18 protein-coding genes are annotated in these 19,562 nt (G+C 58.3%); 9 read left to right on the top strand and 9 right to left on the bottom strand.

The annotated features are described in order from the left end of the window. The first annotated feature begins 213 nt into the window (after positions 1 to 213). Together galU and gorA are read left to right on the top strand one after the other, a co-directional pair. On the top strand, positions 214 to 1,053 hold the full coding sequence (gene galU / locus K5Y35_RS22670) for a UTP--glucose-1-phosphate uridylyltransferase GalU (RefSeq protein WP_007912230.1): 840 nt from the start codon (positions 214 to 216) through the stop codon (positions 1,051 to 1,053). A 131-nt stretch (positions 1,054 to 1,184) separates the two neighbouring features. Continuing rightward, a complete protein-coding gene (gorA, locus tag K5Y35_RS22665) occupies positions 1,185 to 2,543 on the top strand; it encodes a glutathione-disulfide reductase (RefSeq protein ID WP_222833011.1) in 1,359 nt (452 codons plus the stop codon). Here the strand turns inward: gorA and K5Y35_RS22660 are convergent. Then, positions 2,540 to 3,556 (bottom strand): DNA-binding protein, encoded by a 1,017-nt coding sequence (locus tag K5Y35_RS22660; protein WP_123468390.1) that lies wholly within the window; start codon positions 3,554 to 3,556, stop codon positions 2,540 to 2,542. The two genes, gorA and K5Y35_RS22660, sit on opposite strands and share 4 nt — an antisense overlap. 177 nt (positions 3,557 to 3,733) lie before the next feature. On the opposite strand from K5Y35_RS22660, the gene K5Y35_RS22655 reads away from it, so the two are divergent. The 3 genes from K5Y35_RS22655 to ahpF all read left to right on the top strand — a co-directional run bounded on the left by K5Y35_RS22655 (position 3,734) and on the right by ahpF (position 7,068). Beyond that, a complete protein-coding gene (locus K5Y35_RS22655) occupies positions 3,734 to 4,672 on the top strand; it encodes a site-specific integrase (RefSeq protein ID WP_222833010.1) in 939 nt (312 codons plus the stop codon). Between the two features lie 137 nt (positions 4,673 to 4,809). Next, positions 4,810 to 5,373, top strand: a complete 564-nt coding sequence (ahpC, locus tag K5Y35_RS22650) for an alkyl hydroperoxide reductase subunit C (protein WP_034154256.1) — start codon at positions 4,810 to 4,812, stop codon at positions 5,371 to 5,373. Between the two features lie 132 nt (positions 5,374 to 5,505). Then, positions 5,506 to 7,068, top strand: coding sequence for an alkyl hydroperoxide reductase subunit F (gene ahpF / locus K5Y35_RS22645; RefSeq protein ID WP_123468394.1), 1,563 nt, complete (start codon positions 5,506 to 5,508; stop codon positions 7,066 to 7,068). A gap of 383 nt (positions 7,069 to 7,451) precedes the next feature. Here ahpF and gloA read toward each other — a convergent pair whose 3' ends face one another. Next, a complete protein-coding gene (gene gloA / locus K5Y35_RS22640; protein ID WP_007963339.1) occupies positions 7,452 to 7,973 on the bottom strand; it encodes a lactoylglutathione lyase in 522 nt (173 codons plus the stop codon). A 138-nt stretch (positions 7,974 to 8,111) separates the two neighbouring features. Between gloA and K5Y35_RS22635 the strand changes: the two genes are divergently transcribed. Beyond that, a complete protein-coding gene (locus K5Y35_RS22635; RefSeq protein WP_222833009.1) occupies positions 8,112 to 8,630 on the top strand; it encodes a DUF4946 domain-containing protein in 519 nt (172 codons plus the stop codon). 219 nt (positions 8,631 to 8,849) lie between these two features. Here the strand turns inward: K5Y35_RS22635 and K5Y35_RS22630 are convergent, their stop codons facing one another. The 3 genes from K5Y35_RS22630 to K5Y35_RS22620 all read right to left on the bottom strand — a co-directional run bounded on the left by K5Y35_RS22630 (position 8,850) and on the right by K5Y35_RS22620 (position 11,974). Then, complete coding sequence (locus tag K5Y35_RS22630; RefSeq protein ID WP_123468398.1) at positions 8,850 to 9,215, bottom strand: histone-like nucleoid-structuring protein, MvaT/MvaU family; 366 nt, start codon at positions 9,213 to 9,215, stop codon at positions 8,850 to 8,852. A 235-nt stretch (positions 9,216 to 9,450) separates the two neighbouring features. Continuing rightward, positions 9,451 to 10,986, bottom strand: a complete 1,536-nt coding sequence (locus tag K5Y35_RS22625) for an EAL domain-containing protein (RefSeq protein WP_222833008.1) — start codon at positions 10,984 to 10,986, stop codon at positions 9,451 to 9,453. A 115-nt stretch (positions 10,987 to 11,101) separates the two neighbouring features. Continuing rightward, a complete protein-coding gene (locus K5Y35_RS22620; RefSeq protein ID WP_222833007.1) occupies positions 11,102 to 11,974 on the bottom strand; it encodes a LysR family transcriptional regulator in 873 nt (290 codons plus the stop codon). A 76-nt stretch (positions 11,975 to 12,050) separates the two neighbouring features. Here K5Y35_RS22620 and K5Y35_RS22615 point away from each other — a divergent pair, with 76 nt between their 5' ends. After that, positions 12,051 to 12,998 (top strand): DMT family transporter, encoded by a 948-nt coding sequence (locus tag K5Y35_RS22615; RefSeq protein ID WP_222833006.1) that lies wholly within the window; start codon positions 12,051 to 12,053, stop codon positions 12,996 to 12,998. 245 nt (positions 12,999 to 13,243) lie between these two features. Continuing rightward, positions 13,244 to 14,320: a 4-hydroxyphenylpyruvate dioxygenase gene (gene hppD, locus K5Y35_RS22610; RefSeq protein ID WP_123468406.1), complete on the top strand. Its 1,077-nt coding sequence runs from the start codon at positions 13,244 to 13,246 to the stop codon at positions 14,318 to 14,320. Positions 14,321 to 14,447: 127 nt separating this feature from the next. Here the strand turns inward: hppD and rarD are convergent, their stop codons facing one another. From rarD to K5Y35_RS22595, 3 genes are all read right to left on the bottom strand, one after another. Then, positions 14,448 to 15,329 carry an EamA family transporter RarD gene (gene rarD, locus K5Y35_RS22605; protein ID WP_123468408.1) on the bottom strand — a complete coding sequence of 294 codons (882 nt, stop codon included), beginning with the start codon at positions 15,327 to 15,329 and terminating at the stop codon, positions 14,448 to 14,450. Positions 15,330 to 15,614: 285 nt separating this feature from the next. Next, a complete protein-coding gene (locus tag K5Y35_RS22600; RefSeq protein WP_222833005.1) occupies positions 15,615 to 16,628 on the bottom strand; it encodes an aldo/keto reductase in 1,014 nt (337 codons plus the stop codon). 69 nt (positions 16,629 to 16,697) lie between these two features. Next, the gene (locus K5Y35_RS22595; RefSeq protein ID WP_222833004.1) at positions 16,698 to 17,597 is read right to left on the bottom strand and encodes a LysR family transcriptional regulator; all 900 of its coding nucleotides are present in this window, start codon (positions 17,595 to 17,597) and stop codon (positions 16,698 to 16,700) included. 98 nt (positions 17,598 to 17,695) lie between these two features. Here K5Y35_RS22595 and K5Y35_RS22590 point away from each other — a divergent pair, with 98 nt between their 5' ends. Then, positions 17,696 to 18,052, top strand: coding sequence for a hypothetical protein (locus K5Y35_RS22590; RefSeq protein WP_123468414.1), 357 nt, complete (start codon positions 17,696 to 17,698; stop codon positions 18,050 to 18,052). 45 nt (positions 18,053 to 18,097) lie between these two features. Here K5Y35_RS22590 and K5Y35_RS22585 read toward each other — a convergent pair whose 3' ends face one another. After that, positions 18,098 to 19,408: an MFS transporter gene (locus tag K5Y35_RS22585; RefSeq protein WP_222833003.1), complete on the bottom strand. Its 1,311-nt coding sequence runs from the start codon at positions 19,406 to 19,408 to the stop codon at positions 18,098 to 18,100. Positions 19,409 to 19,562: the final 154 nt, after the last annotated feature.

The following is a 19,562-nucleotide window of genomic DNA, read 5'->3' as shown; positions in this document are numbered from 1 at the left end:
ATGCTCGCATTGGGTGACGATGAGCGTATGGTGAAGCGGTTTATCGGTGACTTTGAGCTACGCTGATTTCGCGGTCCGAAGTTGCCGATGGAACTATCGGCGAGAATATTTCTCTATGTTGGCATCGGTTAGCCAGTGCGGGGCATTGTAAGGTGCACGCCGCCTGATTAGACTGCGCCGAAACTCGTACACACAGCCCTTTCAAGGACTTATATGATCAAGAAATGCTTGTTCCCAGCAGCCGGTTACGGTACTCGCTTCCTGCCAGCGACTAAAGCCATGCCTAAAGAAATGCTGCCGGTGGTAAACAAGCCACTGATCCAGTACGGCGTTGAAGAAGCTCTGGACGCTGGCCTGACGGAAATCTCCATTGTTACGGGTCGTGGCAAACGCGCTCTGGAAGACCACTTCGACATCAGCTACGAGTTGGAAAACCAGATCAAAGGCACCGACAAAGAGAAATACCTGGTCGGCATCCGCAAACTGCTGGATGAGTGCTCGTTCTCCTACACCCGTCAGACCGAAATGAAAGGTCTGGGCCACGCGATCCTGACCGGTCGCCCGCTGATCGGTGACGAACCGTTCGCTGTGGTGCTGGCGGACGACCTGTGCGTCAACCTCGAAGGCGACGGCGTGCTGACCCAGATGGTCAAGCTGTACAAGCAGTTCCGCTGCTCGATCATCGCCATTCAGGAAGTCGATCCGCAGGAAACCAGCAAGTACGGCGTGATCGCCGGCGAGATGATCCGCGACGACATCTACCGCGTTCACAGCATGGTCGAGAAGCCAAAGCCGGAAGACGCACCGTCGAACCTGGCAATCATCGGTCGTTACATCCTGACGCCGGACATCTTTGACCTGATCGAGCAGACCGAGCCAGGCAAGGGTGGCGAAATCCAGATCACCGACGCCCTGATGAAGCAGGCCCAGAACGGTTGCGTGATGGCCTATAAGTTCAAAGGCAAGCGTTTCGACTGCGGTGGCGCTGAAGGCTACATCGAGGCGACCAACTTCTGCTTCGAGAACTTCTACAAGACTGGCAAGGCTTACTGAGTACGCCTGCTTCGTTTGTAAGAAAAAAGCCACCTTCGAGTGGCTTTTTTCATTTTCCGCCCCCATTTACTTGCCAGGACTTGCCCAACGGGTGGCTGCGGGTATGCTGATCGCCTGCCGAGGAGATAGAAATGGCCTACGATTTTGACCTTTATGTGATTGGTGCCGGTTCCGGCGGTGTGCGGGCTGCCCGTTTTGCTGCCGGTTTCGGTGCAAAAGTGGCGGTGGCCGAGAGCCGTTATCTGGGCGGCACCTGCGTCAACGTCGGCTGCGTGCCGAAAAAACTCTTGGTGTACGGCGCGCATTTCGCCGAAGACTTCGAGCAGTCGTCCGGGTTCGGCTGGAGCCTGGGCGAAGCGAATTTCGATTGGGCGACGCTGATTGCCAACAAGGATCGCGAGATCAACCGCCTCAACGGCATTTACCGCAATCTGCTGGTGAACAGTGGCGTGACCCTGCATGAAGCGCACGCGAAGATCGTCGGCCCGCATGAGGTCGAGGTCAACGGTGAGCGCTTCACCGCGAAAAACATTTTGATCGCCACCGGCGGCTGGCCGCAGATTCCACAGATTCCGGGGCATGAGCACGCCATCAGCTCCAACCAGGCATTCTTCCTCAAGGAGCTTCCGAAACGCGTGCTGGTGGTCGGTGGCGGTTACATCGCGGTCGAGTTTGCCGGGATCTTCCACGGACTTGGGGCGAACACCACCTTGCTGTATCGCGGTGATCTGTTCCTGCGCGGTTTCGACGGTTCGGTGCGCAAGCATCTGCAGGAAGAGCTGACCAAGCGCGGCATGGATCTGCAGTTCAATGCCGACATCGCGCGCATTGACAAGCAGGCCGATGGCAGCTTGAAAGCTACCCTCAAGGATGGTCGAGTGCTGGAGGCGGACTGCGTGTTCTACGCCACTGGCCGGCGTCCGATGCTGGATAACCTGGGCCTGGAAAACACCGATGTGCAGCTCAACGACAAAGGCTTCATTGAGGTCGACGAGCAATACCAGACCAGCGAGCCGTCAATCCTGGCGCTGGGCGATGTGATCGGTCGTGTACAGTTGACCCCGGTGGCATTGGCTGAGGGCATGGCGGTGGCGCGACGTCTGTTCAAGCCTGAGCAATACCGTCCGGTCGATTACAAGATGATCCCGACGGCCGTGTTCAGCCTGCCGAACATCGGCACAGTCGGCTTGACCGAAGAAGAGGCGCGCGAGGCGGGTCACGACGTGGTCATTTACGAAAGCCGTTTCCGTCCGATGAAGCTGACGCTGACCGAGTGTCAGGAGAGGACGCTGATGAAGCTGGTGGTCGACGGCAAAACCGATAAAGTCCTCGGTTGCCATATGGTCGGCCCTGACGCCGGAGAGATCGTGCAGGGGCTGGCGATTGCATTGAAGGCTGGTGCCACCAAGCGCGACTTCGACGACACGATCGGGGTTCACCCGACGGCCGCCGAAGAGTTCGTCACAATGCGTACGCCGGTCGGCGCTTAAGCGTTTTTCGGTTTGGCCGGGTCTGGCGCTGCCGCAACGGTGGCTGCCAGACGTTGGCTTTCTTCCAGGCTTGCCTGCACTTTACTCAATTCCTTTTCCAGTGACTGGTTGAGCAGTGCCTGCTCCTCGACGCTCTGTTTGAGTGTCTGGCTTTCCAGCGTCGCTACGCGCAAACGTTCCTGGAGGAGGGTGCGCTCGCTGTCGACGCGGGTCGCTTGCTCAAGCAATTGATCCTGGCGCTGATTGCTCTGCTTGAGCTGATCCTGCAACAAATTCAATTCGCGTTGAGTGCCACGATTTTCCGTGAGCAGGCGTTCGTTGTCGCGATGCAGTTGAGTGATTTCATCCTGGCGGACCAGCGCACTTTGCTGTGCCTGACGTAGTTCGGCCTGAATCTGCTGCACTTGCGCTTCGTGGCGACTTTGTTCCTGCTCGCGCTGCTCTTTGGTGGCGTTGCGGTAGTGCTCCAGTGCGTCACGGGCGTGCAGGTGCTTTTCTTCCAGTGAGCGGATCTGCTCGTCCTTGTCCTGCAGGCGCAATTCGAAATCGGCCAGTGCCTGATTCAGACCGGCATTACGGGTTTGTTCGGTTTGCAACATGGAGCGGGTGTTGCTCAGTGCTTCGGACTCACGCTCCAGCGCGGCGCCTTGAATGTCGTGCTCGTGCTCGAGCTTTTCCAGGGCCTGGCGGGTTTGCTTCAGTTCCGACTCCAGGGCTTCGCGTTGCGCTTCGAACTGCTCGCGTGCCTGCTCGATCGGCTCTTGCGCCTGTTCTTTCAGGCGTTGAGCGAGGCGCGAGACCAGTGCAGTCAGCTCGTCATCAATCGGTTCGGCCGAGGCTTCGATTGGCTGGGCGCCGTCATCCAGTTCCTTCAAGTAGCGATGGATCGTGGTTTTCGAGCCGGTGTTACCCATTTCGATGCGTACTGCATCAATGCTCGGGTGTTCGCCGCGGGCCAGTATCGCGGTGCGCGCAATCTGAACCAGCGCTTTGGTAATGCCGCCACGGGCCATGAGAACTCCTACGGTTACGTACTGTGGTACATGCCACTAAAGTACGCAGTGTACCATTCAAAAAATAAAGTTAAACCTTTGATATCAAAGACGCGGGATATACTGGTATTACCCACTGTCAGGTGATTAAATCCGCTTTTTGATCCTTGAATCAGTACGCCTGCGAGAAAACTGCCCATGAGCGATATGGATCGCTATCTGCAAGCCGCTACCCGCGACAACACCCGACGCAGCTATCGCGCGGCCATCGAGCATTTCGAAGTGACGTGGGGAGGTTTCCTGCCGGCCACGGCAGACAGCGTGGCGCGTTATCTCGTCGAACATGCAGGCGTGCTGTCGATCAACACGCTCAAGCTGCGTCTGTCGGCGCTGGCGCAGTGGCACAACAGTCAGGGGTTTGCCGATCCGACCAAAGCGCCGGTGGTGCGCAAGGTGTTCAAGGGTATTCGGGCATTGCATCCGGCGCAGGAAAAGCAAGCCGAACCCTTGCAATTGCGCGATCTGGAACGCGTCGTCGCCTGGCTGGAGCAAGAGGCGCTGACGGCGAAGCAGCAACAGGATCGTCCAGCGCTGCTCAAGGCCTACCGCGATCGGGCGCTGATTCTGCTCGGCTTCTGGCGCGGCTTTCGCAGTGATGAGCTATGCCGCTTGCAGATCGAGCATGTGCAGGCCAACGCCGGCACTGGCATCACCTTGTATCTGCCGCGCAGCAAGGGTGATCGGGAAAACCTTGGACAGACGTATCAAGCGCCGGCACTGCTGAAACTGTGTCCGGTTCAGGCCTATATCGACTGGCTGACCGAAGCCGCTCTGGTACGTGGCCCGGTTTTCCGCAGCATTGATCGCTGGGGCAACCTGAGCGAGGAGGGCTTGCACGCCAACAGCATCATTCCGCTGCTGCGTCAGGCGCTGGAGCGTGCCGGTATTGCGGCAGAAAACTACACCAGCCATTCGCTGCGTCGAGGCTTTGCCACGTGGGCCCATCAAAGCGGCTGGGACTTGAAGTCGTTGATGAGTTACGTCGGCTGGAAGGATATGAAGTCCGCGATGCGCTATGTTGAAGCAAGCCCATTCCAGGGGATGGCTCGGATTACGGAAAAGCCGGCTTCGTCGTAGATATCGTTTTCTTCTATTAATACAGTCAGCTAATAGCGAAAACAAATCAGCAGCATCAGGTTTGCCAATGAGCCATCCGTCGAGTGAGTGGGTAGGATTCACCCCATCAACTTCACAACCCTGACGGAGAGTCATCAATGCCTATCATCAACAGCCAAGTAAAACCGTTCAAAGCTACCGCGTTCAAAAACGGCGACTTCGTTCAAGTCTCGGACGCTGACCTGAAAGGCAAGTGGTCGGTCGTATTCTTCTACCCAGCCGACTTCACCTTCGTTTGCCCTACCGAGCTGGAAGACCTGGCTGACAACTACGCTGCCTTCCAGAAACTGGGCGTAGAGATCTACAGCGTTTCCACCGACACCCACTTTGCCCACGCTGCCTGGCACAACACTTCGCCAGCCATCGGCAAAATCGAATACACCATGATCGGCGACCCGACTCACGCCATCTCCCGCAACTTCGACGTGCTGATCGAAGAAGCTGGCCTGGCTGACCGTGGCACCTTCGTGATCAACCCTGAAGGCCAGATCAAAATCGTTGAACTGAACGATGGCGGCGTTGGCCGTGACGCTTCCGAGCTGCTGCGCAAGATCAAGGCTGCTCAATACGTTGCTGCTCACCCAGGCGAAGTTTGCCCAGCCAAGTGGAAAGAAGGCGAGGCCACTCTGGCTCCGTCCCTGGACCTGGTCGGCAAGATCTAAGTCTGTGAGACACGCAACACAGGGCGGAACTCCGCACCTACTTCAGTAAGCTGCACCGCCCAATAAAAAAGCCCGGGCGAGATTCGCTCGGGCTTTTTTTCGCCTCGAATAAAGACACAGGAGATCGCCCGTATGTTGGACGCCAATCTTAAAGCCCAGTTGAAATCGTACCTGGAACGGGTCACCCAGCCGATCGAGATCGTTGCTTCCCTCGACGACGGTGCGAAATCCCGGGAAATGCATGACCTGCTCAAAGACGTTGTCAGTCTGTCGAGCCAGATTACCCTGATCGACAACGGTGATGATGCCCGCAAGCCATCGTTCTCGATCAACCGTCCGGGCGCCGACATCAGTCTGCGGTTCGCCGGTATCCCGATGGGCCACGAATTTACTTCCCTGGTGCTGGCCCTGCTGCAAGTCGGTGGTCACCCATCGAAAGCCAGCGTTGAAGTGATCGAGCAGATCCGCTCGCTCAAAGGCGAGTTCAGCTTCGAGACGTATTTCTCGCTGTCCTGCCAGAACTGCCCGGACGTGGTCCAGGCACTGAACCTGATGGCCGTGCTCAACCCGAACATTCGCCACGTCGCCATCGACGGCGCGCTGTTCCAGGACGAAGTCAATGATCGCAAGATCATGGCGGTGCCGAGCATCTACCTCAATGGTGAGAACTTCGGTCAGGGCCGCATGGGCCTGGAAGAGATCCTCGCCAAGCTCGACACCGGCGCCATCGAGCGTCAGGCCGAGAAAATCAGCGCCAAGGAAGCCTTTGACGTGCTGGTGGTCGGCGGTGGCCCGGCCGGTGCTTCGGCGGCGATCTACGCTGCGCGCAAAGGCATCCGCACCGGTGTCGCGGCCGAGCGCTTTGGCGGCCAGGTGCTGGACACGATGGCCATCGAGAACTTCATTTCCGTACAGGAAACCGAAGGCCCGAAACTGGCGACTGCGCTGGAAGAACACGTCAAGCAATACGACGTCGACATCATGAACCTGCAACGCGCCGACAAGCTGATTCCCGGCAAGAACGGCGAGCTGCATGAAGTTCACTTCGCCAGTGGCGCGACCCTCAAAGCCAAGAGTGTGATTCTGGCGACCGGTGCACGCTGGCGCGAAATGAACGTGCCGGGTGAGCAGGAATACCGCAACAAAGGCGTGGCGTACTGCCCGCACTGCGATGGCCCGCTGTTCAAAGGCAAGCGTGTTGCGGTGATTGGTGGCGGTAACTCCGGCGTCGAAGCGGCGATCGACCTGGCCGGTATCGTGGCCCACGTCACCTTGCTGGAGTTTGATGTAAAACTGCGGGCCGACGCTGTGCTGCAACGCAAGCTGCACAGTCTGCCGAACGTCACCGTGATCACCAGCGCACAAACCACTGAAGTCACCGGTAATGGCGAGAAGGTCAACGGTCTGCGTTACAAGGATCGCAACAGCGATGAACTGCGTACCGTCGAGCTGGAAGGGATCTTTGTCCAGATCGGTCTGTTGCCCAATACTGACTGGCTCAAAGGCACCATCGAGCTGTCGCCACGTGGCGAGATTATTGTCGACAACCGTGGTGAGACGTCGATCCCGGGCATCTTCGCTGCCGGCGACGTAACGACTGTGCCGTACAAGCAGATCGTGATTGCGGTGGGCGAGGGCGCGAAGGCTTCGTTGAGTGCTTTCGATCACTTGATCCGCACTTCGGCTCCGGCGTAACTGCCAGGCCATAAATGAAAAAACCCGTGAGAGATCACGGGTTTTTTATTGGGCTTGAAATCTTGCCCCTCACCCCAGCCCTCTCCCGAAGGAGAGGGAGCTGACCGAGGTGTCTGGCGTTGTCCGTCGACCTGAACGATCCAGTCGATTATGGATTCACGCCAGTCTTTCAAGTCGGCGTAACTCTCCAATATCCCCCAATCAGTTCCCTCTCCCTCCAGGAGAGGGAGCCGACCGAGGTATCTGAGATTGTCCATCGACCTGAAAGATCCAGTCGATTATGGATTCAGCGCCAATCTTTCAAGTCGGCGTAACTCTCCAATATCCCCCAATCAGTTCCCTCTCCCTCCGGGAGAGGGTTAGGGTGAGGGGCTTTTCAGCTTTTACAGCGGCGCAGGCTGAATGATCTCAACCCAGTAGCCGTCCGGGTCCTTGATGAACGCCAGGCTCTTCATGCGGCCATCGGTCAGGCGCTTCTGGAAGTCGCAGCCCAGTTCTTCGAAGCGCGCGCACGCGGCTACGATGTCCGGCACCGAGATGCAGATGTGGCCAAAACCGCGCGGGTCGGTATTGCCGTTGTGATAGGCGAAGTCAGCATCGTTTTCGGTGCCGTGGTTGTGGGTCAGTTCCAGAATCCCCGGAATCGACTTCATCCACTCGGTGCGCGCAGCAGCGTCGGCCGGGATCTGCGCCTTGTCGACCAGTGCGAGGAAGTACAGGCTGAACTCGGCTTCCGGGAAGTCACGCTTTTCGACCAGCGAGAAACCCAGCACGCGGGTGTAAAAATCCAGGGACTTCGTGATGTCTTTCACACGCAGCATGGTGTGGTTGAATACGAAGTTACGGGTTGCGCTGTCTGGCGTGGCGGTAACGCCGGGGAAAGTGTTCAGTTCGTGCAGGCTCATGGGCCCTCCAATAACTATGGGCGAGTGATGGGCGCAATGATACGCATGCCTTGCGGCATCGCCAAATGAAAGGGCAGGCTTGCCCTGCGCGCGGGCGGGGCTCAGACTTTGCCGCTCAATCTGCGAGTGCGCCCGGCAATGATCCGACTGTTCAAAACCCTGTTTGTTTTTTTTGTGTTCTCGCTGCCGGCGGTTTGCGCGTTGGCGGACGAGCCGAGTGTCACCTGGCCAGCAGGCTGGGAAGTCGAAGCGCTACCGGACAGCGCCCCTCAGGTTTCTCGTCAGCGGGCGGTGAAAAATGATGCCGATGGCAATCAGGTGATGGTGATGGAGTTGACCATGACGCAGGTGGAAGCGGGGCATCAGGTGAATCTGCAGGGGGTATTGCTGGAGATGCGCAAGTCGATTCAAAAGGACTTTTTCCAAAGCGGCTACCAAAGTGTCTGCAACAAGGTGCACGCCGCGATGCTTGGCTCTTTATCGGCGCTGGAAACGACTTGCACGGTCACCGAAAACGGTCGGCATGTGTTGTCGCAAACGCTGGTGGCGGCGCTCGATGCTGATAAGGCTTATGTTCTTTCCTACGCGGGGCAGGCGCAGGTTTATAAGGACAGCGCAGACGAAATAGTCGCGGTGCGAAACAGCTTGAAACTTTAAGCGTCTGTTCTAGTGGCGGGCTCGATTAGATACCCGAACGGATTAAGCACAAAGTTTGTACGCCAGTCTCGGTAGCAACATTGCGCAGCAAATTTTTTTGCGTTCTGGCTCACGGGTGTTACACGAAAATCACAACTTGCTCGATGAAATTCATTTCATTTGTTAGATATTGTCAATAAAAAAGCCCCGCACGATGCGGGGCTTTTTGTTGAAGCGCGATTAACCGCGCAACCAGGAATCAACGGTAGCTGCACCGTATTGTTCCTTCCAGGCTTTCAGGCCACGGTGGTTGCCACCTTTGGTTTCGATCAGTTCACCAGTGTGCGGGTTCTGATAAACCTTGACCACACGAGCGCGGCGGGTTTTAGGGGCCGCAGACACTTGCAGACCGGATTTTGCCGGATTCGGATCGAGGATGGCGATGATGTCTTTCAGGCCTTTGCCATAGGTTTTCATCAGCCCCTGGAGCTTTTCTTCGAATTCGATTTCTTTCTTGAGCCCGGCATCGTTCTTCAGCGATTCCAGCTGCTTGAGCTGTTCCTGAAGGGCCTTTTCAGCTGCACGAAATTCAGCGAGTCTGGACAATATCTTTACTCCAATAGTGTGTTTGGCTGATACCAACCGCAAACAAAGCTATAAGCCAAGAGCCTTGAAGCGACTCGGTGATAATTGGCTCACCTGCCAGTCTTGCAACAGGCATGAAAAATTGTAGTAGTTAATGAGCCAAGAGTAAATCCTGACTTTTTCCTCATGTAACAATCACAGTCTTTTGTATCAATTTGGTGCGTCGTGGTGATGCGCTCTGCAAGATTTCATTTAGTTAATGGTGACTTAATGCACTGATGAAGTCTGCCGCAGCCATCGGCTTGCCGAACAGATAACCTTGCAGGAAGTTGACGTTATGGGCGGTCAGATAATCGGCCTGTGCCTGGGTTTCGACACCTTCGGCAACAATACCCAAGTCCAGCTTGGCCGAGAGTTCGATAATGGTGTCCAGAATGTGCCGGGACAGTGCGTCAACACCGATCATGGCGACGAAACTCTGGTCGATCTTCAGGAAATCGACATTGAACTTGCGCAGGTAACCGAGGCTGGAATGCCCGGTGCCGAAATCGTCGATGGCAATCATCACGCCCAGCTCATGCAGTTGCGCGAACAACTGTCGGGTGATGTCGGTCGGCTCGATCAGCTGGCGCTCGGTCAACTCCAGCACCAGATTGATACTGCCCGGCGTGAATGCCGCCAGCAGTTTGCGGCAATCGTCCACCAGTGCAAGATCCTGACAGTGGCTGGCGGTGATGTTGATGCCGAGGTGGAAGGGGGTGACGAACGTCGCCGACAGAGGCCCGAGGAGGGTGGCGGTTTGCTGCATCAGGGCGCGGGTCATTGGCACGATCAGGCCGGAGTGCTCGGCGAACGGAATGAACAGGTCCGGACGGACCAGCCCCTCTTTCGGGTGGTTCCAGCGCATCAGCACCTCAGCGCCTGACCACCTTTTGCTGTCGCCATGCACCACGGGCTGAAAATAGGGAATGAATTCGCCAGCCTCCAGCGCGCGGAGCATTTCATGGCTCGGCGACGTCGAGCGTTTTTGCAGGACATGCCCGATCGCCGCCGACACCACACCAAAAAACATCAACAGACTGAACAATGGCGGGTATTCATCGGCCATGTACCGCCAGGTTTCGCCTTGGGCAAAACCGGCAGCGACACTGAACGCATAATGCGAAGAGTCCAGCTTGCTTTGCGCCACCGGGAGCGTCGGCAACCGGCCTTGATGCACGGTGCCGTCGGCGGACAGCCAGTTGTTGCCCACTTGCAGGAGCAACAGTGTGTCCCGGCCAATCAGGCGCAGGATGTTGCTCAGGTGATAACCATCCAGTGTCGTCAGCGCGCCGCCGCGTCCGTCACTGAGGCGATACACCAGCAACGCGGTGTTGGGCGTTACCGGATTGCCGTTCATCAACCACAGCTTGCCCTGAGTGTAATCACCGGCATTGACGGCTTCCTTGAAATCGCCGAACAACGAGCTGCAATAGAGATTGTCGTCCCACACCAGGTTGGTCGAGCGTACGAACGGGCGGCGGGTGACCTGTTCGCGCAGGGCGAGCTTGACCTCTTCGCAGGTTTTGCCGGCCAGTGGCAGTAATTCCCGGGCAGCTTGCGCGGTGTTGTCGAGCATCAGTTCGAACTGGCGCAGTGCTTCCTCGGCCGTTTGCAGGGCGCTCTGCTGCAAGGTGCGTTCAGCCTGGATGTAAAGAATCGCACTGCCCAGCACGACGGGGAGCAAACCGCTGAGCAGCGTCACGATAATACGGCTGCTGCGCTTGCGGCGGGGTCTGACGGTTAACGGCATGGGCGCATCCTGTCGCGAAAAAGTAGGGCTCTCGAACGCTGGCCGGGCAGGGGCGCGACGCTGAAAAACACGTCAGCCAGAAGGGATGATAGATGGCCGGTGGCGCTTGTGCCGCTCATCGAGAATGTAGATGCGTGGCCAGTTCGATAAACGCCAGCGCTGCCGGTGAAGCCTGGCGTTGGTCAAGTACGGCGAGCCCCACCTGGCGCTGAACCCTGGGCGTCAGCGCGATCTTCACGTAGCCAGGCTCAGGCGTATCCGGCAAGGAGCTTTCGGCGACGACGGTGATCGCGTCACCACGGCTGACCGTGTCGAGGGTGCTGAGCAACTGCGAGCAACGGTAACGAATATTCGGCTGCAGTCGCGCAGCGTTGAACAGCCGCGAAACCAGTTCCGAAGAACCGGCCTCCGTCAGCACAAACGGATCGTCACACAGCGCTTTCAGGCTCAGCGCCGAGCGCTTGCCCAACGGATGATCACCAGGCAGCAGGGCGACCATTTGATCTTCGATCAAGGCGAAGGTATCGAAGCGCTCTTGCGGCAGCACCACAAAGCCGAGGTCGATGCGCCGCTCTTCGAGCCATTGAATCACTTGCCGGTCGGGCCCTTCATCAATGTGCACCTCTATACCCGGATGCGCCTGTCGATAGTGGCGGAGGATTTCCGGCAGCAACTTGATCGAAGACGTCGGCCCGAATGAGCCGATGCGCAATGTGCCGCGCTTCATGCCGCGGGCATCGGCGGCCTCCTGACGCAGCGTATTGGCCAGCCCGAGCATCGCCCGTGCCCGCAGCAACAGATGCTCGCCGATGTCGCTGAGTTCCACCTGCGATTGATGCCGGCGCAGCAGCTCAACACCGAGTTCCTGCTCCAGGGATTTGATCGCGTGGGACACCGCAGACTGGGAAATCCCCAGACGATGCGCGGCGAGGGTGAAACCGCGCAGCTCGGCCACCAGCGAGAAAATCTCCAGTTGTGTGAGGGTCATGAGTGATTACTCATTTTACGATGATCAGGAATGAGGTGAATGATACGCCATCTCCTGGTTTTGCTTTGGAAGTGTCATGGCCAATCTCGCGCAGACTCATTCGCAATCTTCTGAAATACCGGTCTACCTGACGTTGGCGGCGGTCACGATGGTTTGGGGCGGCACGTTTGTCGCCGGGCGTTTTCTGGCGGGCGGGCTCAGCCCGATATTCGCCGCAAGTCTGCGGTTCCTGTTGGCCAGCGCTGCACTGCTGGGATTCCTCTGCCTGGCGCGTGTTCCTCTGGCACGGCCGACTCCTGCGCAATGGTTGCAACTGATGCTCCTGGGGTTGTTCGGGATTTTCTTTTACAACCTGTGCTTCTTTTATGGCCTGCAGTACATCAACGCGTCGCGGGCGTCATTGATCGTTGCGTTGAATCCGGCGGTCATCGGCGTCGCTTCCTGGCTCTTGTTCAAGGAGCGGCTGGGGCGATCGAAGGTGTTGGGTATCTCGATCTGCATTGCCGGTGCCGCCGTGGTGATCGTCAGCCGTAACCCGGCGTTACTGATGGCGACCCCCGATGCGTGGAAGGGCGATCTGCTGATTTTCGGCTGTGTCGTGGGCTGGGGCGTGTATTCGCTGTTCTCGCGCCGCCTCAATCAAAGCCTCGGACCGCTGCAGACTGTGACGTATTCGATCCTGATCGGCACGTTCATGTTGTGGGCGTTGGCTGCCGTGCGTGGAGAGTTGAGCTGGACGGCGTTGAGCGATCTCGGTACGCCACAGTGGCTTAGCCTGATCTATCTGGGGGTGTTTGGTTCGGCGCTGGCCTACATCGGTTATTACGACGGCATCCGCAAGATCGGCGCGACTCGCTCCGGCGTGTTCATCGCTCTGAACCCGCTGACGGCGGTAATACTGGGGGCGCTGCTGCTCGGCGAGCAACTGACGCCGCCAATGTACGTGGGCGCAGTGCTGATTCTGGCGGGCATTTACCTTTGCAACAAACCGCTTGCACCGGGCGCAAAAAGGCGGATTTTATAGGGAGGGCAGACAACCCTATTTACGCTGTGTAGAATCGGTTTACGCATACAATAATAATCGTCTTCTGGCAGCAGAAGCCTCGCCCGCAAGAGCCTTGGGTCGACAATGAAGATATTCGGGTTTCAACTGATCTACGGTGACTTCCTCGCCCGCAGCGTGCGAGGCATCTCCTGTGCACCTCCCGCCGGTCTCAGCATTACTGACAAATAACCCTGGTTAATTGATAAGAATGATGAGGCGTCACCATGACCGATTTATACGAAAACCCAATGGGCCTGATGGGCTTTGAGTTCATCGAGTTCGCATCGCCGACCCCTGGCACCCTGGAGCCGATCTTCGAGATCATGGGCTTCACCAAAGTCGCGACCCACCGTTCCAAGAACGTGCACCTGTACCGTCAGGGCGCGATCAACCTGATCCTCAATAACGAACCGCACAGCGTCGCTTCCTACTTCGCCGCCGAACACGGCCCGTCCGTTTGCGGCATGGCGTTCCGCGTCAAGGATTCGCAGAAAGCCTATAGCCGCGCACTGGAACTCGGCGCCCAGCCGATCCACATCGAAACCGGTCCGATGGAACTGAACCTGCCGGCGATCAAAGGCATTGGCGGCGCGCCGCTGTACCTGATCGACCGTTTCGGCGAGGGCAGCTCGATCTATGACATCGACTTCGTGTTCATCGAAGGTGTGGACCGCAACCCGGTCGGCGCCGGCCTGAAAATCATCGACCACCTGACCCACAACGTGTATCGCGGCCGCATGGCTTACTGGGCCAACTTCTACGAGAAGCTGTTCAACTTCCGCGAGATCCGCTACTTCGACATCAAGGGCGAATACACCGGTCTGACTTCGAAAGCGATGACCGCACCGGACGGCATGATCCGTATCCCGCTCAACGAGGAATCGTCCAAGGGTGCCGGGCAGATCGAAGAGTTCCTGATGCAGTTCAATGGCGAGGGCATCCAGCACGTCGCGTTCCTCACTGACGACCTGATCAAGACCTGGGACGCGCTGAAGAAGATCGGCATGCGCTTCATGACCGCGCCGCCGGACACCTACTACGAAATGCTCGAAGGCCGTCTGCCGAACCACGGCGAGCCGGTCGATCAACTGCAATCGCGCGGTATTCTGCTCGATGGTGCTTCTGAGCAGGGCGACAAGCGCTTGCTGCTGCAGATCTTCTCGGAAACCCTGATGGGCCCGGTGTTCTTCGAATTCATCCAGCGTAAAGGCGACGATGGTTTCGGTGAGGGCAACTTCAAGGCGCTGTTCGAGTCGATCGAGCGGGATCAGGTGCGTCGCGGTGTGCTCGCTACCGAGTAATTCGTAACACCGCTAAAAACTGTGGGAGCCCGACTGCTGGCGATAGCGTCTTCAGATTCAACGTTGATGTTGACTGACAGATTGCAATCGCCAGCAGGCTGGCTCCCACATTTGTTTTGTTGTGCGATTAAGGACGGCGCTGCCGCATCAGGTGCTTGAAGCCTTCAAACACTAGCACCACAACGGCGAGCCAGATCGGAATGTAGGTCAGCCATTCACCGGCCTTGATGCTTTCACCCAACAACAGCGCGACACCGAGCAACAGCACCGGTTCGACATAACTGAGCAAACCGAACAGGCTGAACGGCAACAAGCGACTGGCGATGATGTACACCACCAGCGCTGACGCACTGATCAGGCCGAGCAGCGGAATCAGCCACATCAGCCCCGGGTATTGATCGAACACGCCCAAACCTTGCTCGCCACCCTGCACAAACCACCACGCCACGGGCAGCATCAGCGTCATGTCGACCCACAGTCCGCCAAGGTTGTCGGTTTTCAGGTATTTGCGTAGCACGAAATACAGCGGATAGCCGACCACGACCACTAGAGTCGCCCAGGAAAAACCGCCGACCTGATACAACTCGTTCAACACGCCGAGGCTGGCGAAAAACACCGCAATTTTCTGCAGGTACGACAGGCTTTCGCCGTAGGCAATGCGCCCGGTCAGCACCATCGCCAGTGGCAGCAGGAAGTAGCCCAGCGACACATCCAGGCTGTAACCATTGAGCGGCGCCCACATGAACAGCCACAGTTGCACGCCCAGCAGGGCGGCCGAAACAATCAGCCCGCCGATCAGTTTCGGCTTCGCGACCATCAGGCGGATCAGTTCCAGTACTCGTCGCCATTCGCCGGAGACCAGCATGAACACGGTCATGCACGGCACGGTCAGCAGCATCCGCCAGCCAAAGATTTCTACGCCGCTCAATGGGGTGAGCAGCGAGGTGTAGTAATACATGACGGCAAACAGCACCGAGGCTGAAACCGATAGAGCGATACCTTTAGACAAACTGTCCTCGCGGGTGGGTGATCAAACGGGGCGCGAAGGATACGTGGTTTTCGTGCTGAATATTGGCCGAGCGATCAATATTTCACACACGACCTCAGAAGCCCCTCACCGTGACCCTCTCCCAGAGGGAGAGGGGACTGAATCGGGATGTCTTGCGATAGTGCGCGACGCGAAAGACCGAGTCGATCATGGATTCACCACGCAGGTCCCACGCCAAAGCGTAGCCTCAATATCTGCCAATCGGTTCCCTCTCCCAGAGGGAGAGGGCTACAGAGGGCGAGGATCTCAAGCCGAATGCGGTTTACGGCCCGACACGAAATGGCTCACATCATTGAACCCTGGTGTCGAGGCATGCCCCGGCGTCACCAGCGAGTCGATAAACGCCTCATCTTCCGCCGTGATCCTCACCGCTTGCGCCTTGGTGTAGGCGTCCCACTGGGCCTCTGTGCGCGGGCCGACAATCGCTGAGGCCACCGCGCTGTTATTGAGCACCCAGGCAATGGCGAATTCGACGATGCCGACCCCGCGCCCCTCGGTGTATTGCTGAATCTGCTGGGCAATGCGCAGCGACTCGACCCGCCATTCGGTTTCCAGAATGCGTTTGTCCTGACGCCCGGCGCGGCTGTTGATATCCGGGGCTGCATCGGGTGCGTACTTGCCGCTGAGCACGCCACGGGCCAGCGGGCTATAAGGCACCACACCGAGGCCATAGGTTTGCGCGGCGGTGATCTGCTCGGTTTCGGCCTGGCGGTTGACGATGTTGTAAAGCGGCTGGCTGATGACCGGGCGGTCGACACCCAGTTGGTCGGCGACGCGAATCACTTCGGCAATCCGCCAGCCGCGATAGTTGGACAGCCCCCAGTAACGGATCTTGCCCTGACGGATCAGGTCGCCGATGGCCGAGATCGTCACGTCCAGCGGCGTGTTGTGGTCTTCGCGGTGCAGGTAATAGATGTCGAGGTAGTCGGTGCCCAGTCGTGTCAGGCTGGCATCCAGACCATTGAAGATATGTTTGCGGCTCAGGCCGCTGCGGTTCGGCACGCCGTCCACCGGACCAAAGCCGACTTTGGTCGCCAACACCCACTCATGCCGGTTGCCGGCAATCGCTTCGCCGACGATCTCTTCCGAACGGCCATGGGTGTAGACGTCAGCGGTGTCGATGAAATTGATGCCCTGATCCCAGGCCTTGTCGATGATGCGCAACGACTCTTCGTGGCTGGTCTGCTCGCCGAACATCATCGTGCCGAGGGTGAGGGTAGACACCTGCAAGCCCGAGTGACCCAGTGTGCGATAGCTCATGCCGAAATCCTTTCTGTCGGTGGGAAAGCGTTCATCAAATACCAGATGCGTGCGACGGGGCAAAGTGAATTATCGACTCAATGCCGCACATCGCTCGCGCAAAAATGCCTGCAAGACCTTGACCCGCTCGGACACCTGAACCCGGTGTGGACAGAGCAGATTGAATGGCACGCTTTCGCCGTGCCAGTCGTCGAATAACGTGCGCAGGCGTCCGGCGCGCACGTCTTCGGCGACATCCAGCCAGGCCTTGTAGGCGATGCCATGCCCGGCCAGTGCCCAGCGCCGGGCGACTTCACCGTCGTCGCTGAGGTAGTCGCCGTGGACTTCGACTTCGACGGCTTCATCGTCACGGTTGAAACGCCAACTGTTGTAGGGGCGGCCGTTGCGCAGGTAGAGCAGGGCACTGTGATCGCCCAGTTCCGTCGGGTGCTGTGGCGTGCCATGACGGGCCAGATAATCGGGGCTGGCGCAGGCAACGCGGCGATGCGTCGGCAAAATCGGCAACGCCACCAGCGTCGAGTCGCTCGGCACGCCGAAGCGCAGCGCGATGTCCACGGTTTCGCGAAACAGATCGGCGTGGCGGTCGTTGAGCAGCAATTGCAGGCGGATATTCGGGTGTGCGCGCTTGAAATCGTCCAGCCACGGCAGTAACACGTTGCGGCCGAAGTCCGAGGGTGCCGCCAGTTGCAACACGCCGCTCAGGCCTTCACCTGGTTGTTTCAGCGCTTGTTCGCCGTCGGCCAGTGTCGCCAGGGCCAGGCGCACACTGTCCAGATAACGCCGGCCTTCCTCGGTCAGGCGCATGCTGCGGGTGGAGCGTGCGAGCAAACGGATACCGAGCCGGGTTTCCAGGCGTTTCAGGGCAATGCTGGCGGCGGCCGGGGTCAGTTCCAGCGCCCGTGCAGCGGCAGAAATACTGCCGGAATCGGCCACGCGGACGAAAATCTCCAGATCGAGAATCGAGCTCATTGCTAAAAATCCTTTAAAGATCTTTGCGTTTTAACGGGATTTTTCCGTGATTGGCAAGCCGTGATACTGCAATCAATCAACAACCGCAGGAGATGAGCATGACCTGGACATTCGATCACCTGGCCTTCAACACCGCCGATGGCCAGAGCTTGCAGGACAGTTTCGCCAGCTTGCTCGGCCTTACACCGGGGCGCCGACCACCGTTTCCGTTTCCCGGGCGATGGCTGTATCAGGATGCGCACGCCGTGGTGCACGTGATCGAGCAGCCGACGTTCGACGATACGGCGTTGAGCCACATTGCCTTTCGCACGGATGAGCCGGCAGAAGCCGTGCTGCAACGGGTGCGCGACAGCGGTTTGCCGTATCAGGTGGCGCAGGTGCCGGAGGACGGGATCTGGCAGATTTTTGTGCAGATGCCGGGTGGCGTGGTGATCGAATTGGATGCGTTGGCTTGAATGCAAAAGATCGCAGGCTGCGATCTTTTGCGTTTTACAACGTGATCAGGCGCGCAATGTGCGGGTCATGCGCAACGCCAGCAGACTGCCGCCAACAATCACCGCCGCCAGCAGGTACAACGCCGCATCGGTGGAGCCGGTGGTGTCCTTGACCCAACCCACCAGATAAGGGCTGAGAAATCCGGCCATTTGTCCCATGGAGTTGATCAACGCCAGGCCACCGGCGGCAGCACCGGCACTCAACATCGCCGTCGGCACTGGCCAGAACATCGGCAGGCCGGTCAGCGCGCCCATGGTCGCAATGGTCAGGCCGAGAATCGCAATCGCCGGGTTGGCGGCGAAATTAACCGCGATCACCAGACCGATCGCGCCCATCAGCATCGGCACCACCAAATGCCAGCGACGCTCTTTGCGCAAGTCCGCCGATCGCCCGACCGCCAGCATGAACACCGCTGCCAGCAGGTACGGAATCGCGCTCAGCCAGCCGATCACCAGGTTGTCGCTGAAGCCGAGGTTCTTGATGATCGACGGCAGCCAGAAGTTGATCGCGTACACGCCACTCTGGATGCAGAAATAGATCAGGCCGAAGGCCCAGATCGCCGGGTTCTTGAACACCGCGATCAACGAATCGGAGGTGGTTTTCGGTTTGTTCGCGAGGTCTTCGGCCTGATCGGCCTCCAGCACTGCACGCTCGTGCGGGCTCAGCCATTTGGCGTTGGCGAAGCTGTCGCTCAACAGGAAATAGGCGAGGGCACCGAGGATCACCGTCGGGATGCCTTGCAGCAGGAACATCCACTGCCAGCCGGCCAGACCGCCCTGACCCGCCGCGAAGTGATTGAGAATCCAGCCAGAGAACGGGCTGCCGAGCAGGCCGGACACTGGAATTGCCGACATGAACAGCGCCATGATCCGCCCCCGGCGGAAGGTCGGGAACCACTGCGAGAGGTACAGCACGACGCCTGGGAAGAACCCGGCTTCGGCCGCACCGGTGAACAGGCGCAGGGTGTAAAACTGGGTCGGCGTGGTGACGAACAGCAGGCAGGTCGACAACGTGCCCCAGGTAATCATCATCAAGGCAATCCAGCGCCGCGGACCGAATCGGGTCAGGGCCAGGTTGCTTGGCACGCCGCACAGCACGTAGCCGATGAAGAAAATCCCGGCACCGAGGCCGTAGACGGTTTCACTGAATTTCAGGGCGTCGAGCATCTGCAGTTTGGCAAATCCAACGTTGACCCGGTCGAGGTAGTTGAACAGGTAGCAGATGAAGATGAAGGGGATCAAACGCAGGGTGATGCGTTTGTAGACGGCGTTTTTATCGTCTGCGATGGTCTGGGTAGCTGCGGCGCTGTGCGACATAGCGGCTCTCTCTTTATTATGATTTTTGGCGATGCAAAGGGTAACGTTGATCGCCCTGAGAGTCTCGGCCACCGGTGGCCGGATTGTCTTTGTGCCTGAGCACAGGGTTTGCCGCCAGACCCTGTGCGGGTGAACAACCTGTCCGTGCCTGTTT

Source organism: Pseudomonas sp. SC3(2021) (assembly GCF_019856535.1).
Taxonomy (GTDB): Bacteria; Pseudomonadota; Gammaproteobacteria; order Pseudomonadales; family Pseudomonadaceae; genus Aquipseudomonas; species Aquipseudomonas monsensis.
This window is presented reverse-complemented; position numbering and strand designations above follow the sequence as displayed.

Excerpts from the sequence above, each read along its gene's own strand:
- K5Y35_RS22625 (WP_222833008.1), bottom strand. The coding sequence starts at position 10,986 with ATGCCGTTAACCGTCAGACCCCGCCGCAAGCGCAGCAGCCGTATTATC.
- K5Y35_RS22600 (WP_222833005.1), bottom strand. The coding sequence starts at position 16,628 with ATGAGCTATCGCACACTGGGTCACTCGGGCTTGCAGGTGTCTACCCTC.
- K5Y35_RS22595 (WP_222833004.1), bottom strand. The coding sequence starts at position 17,597 with ATGAGCTCGATTCTCGATCTGGAGATTTTCGTCCGCGTGGCCGATTCC.
- K5Y35_RS22585 (WP_222833003.1), bottom strand. The coding sequence starts at position 19,408 with ATGTCGCACAGCGCCGCAGCTACCCAGACCATCGCAGACGATAAAAAC.
- gloA (WP_007963339.1), bottom strand. The coding sequence starts at position 7,973 with ATGAGCCTGCACGAACTGAACACTTTCCCCGGCGTTACCGCCACGCCA.
- galU (WP_007912230.1), top strand. The coding sequence starts at position 214 with ATGATCAAGAAATGCTTGTTCCCAGCAGCCGGTTACGGTACTCGCTTC.
- K5Y35_RS22590 (WP_123468414.1), top strand. The coding sequence starts at position 17,696 with ATGACCTGGACATTCGATCACCTGGCCTTCAACACCGCCGATGGCCAG.
- K5Y35_RS22655 (WP_222833010.1), top strand. The coding sequence starts at position 3,734 with ATGAGCGATATGGATCGCTATCTGCAAGCCGCTACCCGCGACAACACC.
- K5Y35_RS22615 (WP_222833006.1), top strand. The coding sequence starts at position 12,051 with ATGGCCAATCTCGCGCAGACTCATTCGCAATCTTCTGAAATACCGGTC.
- ahpF (WP_123468394.1), top strand. The coding sequence starts at position 5,506 with ATGTTGGACGCCAATCTTAAAGCCCAGTTGAAATCGTACCTGGAACGG.
- K5Y35_RS22635 (WP_222833009.1), top strand. The coding sequence starts at position 8,112 with ATGATCCGACTGTTCAAAACCCTGTTTGTTTTTTTTGTGTTCTCGCTG.
- hppD (WP_123468406.1), top strand. The coding sequence starts at position 13,244 with ATGACCGATTTATACGAAAACCCAATGGGCCTGATGGGCTTTGAGTTC.
- K5Y35_RS22620 (WP_222833007.1), bottom strand. The coding sequence starts at position 11,974 with ATGACCCTCACACAACTGGAGATTTTCTCGCTGGTGGCCGAGCTGCGC.
- gorA (WP_222833011.1), top strand. The coding sequence starts at position 1,185 with ATGGCCTACGATTTTGACCTTTATGTGATTGGTGCCGGTTCCGGCGGT.
- ahpC (WP_034154256.1), top strand. The coding sequence starts at position 4,810 with ATGCCTATCATCAACAGCCAAGTAAAACCGTTCAAAGCTACCGCGTTC.
- K5Y35_RS22660 (WP_123468390.1), bottom strand. The coding sequence starts at position 3,556 with ATGGCCCGTGGCGGCATTACCAAAGCGCTGGTTCAGATTGCGCGCACC.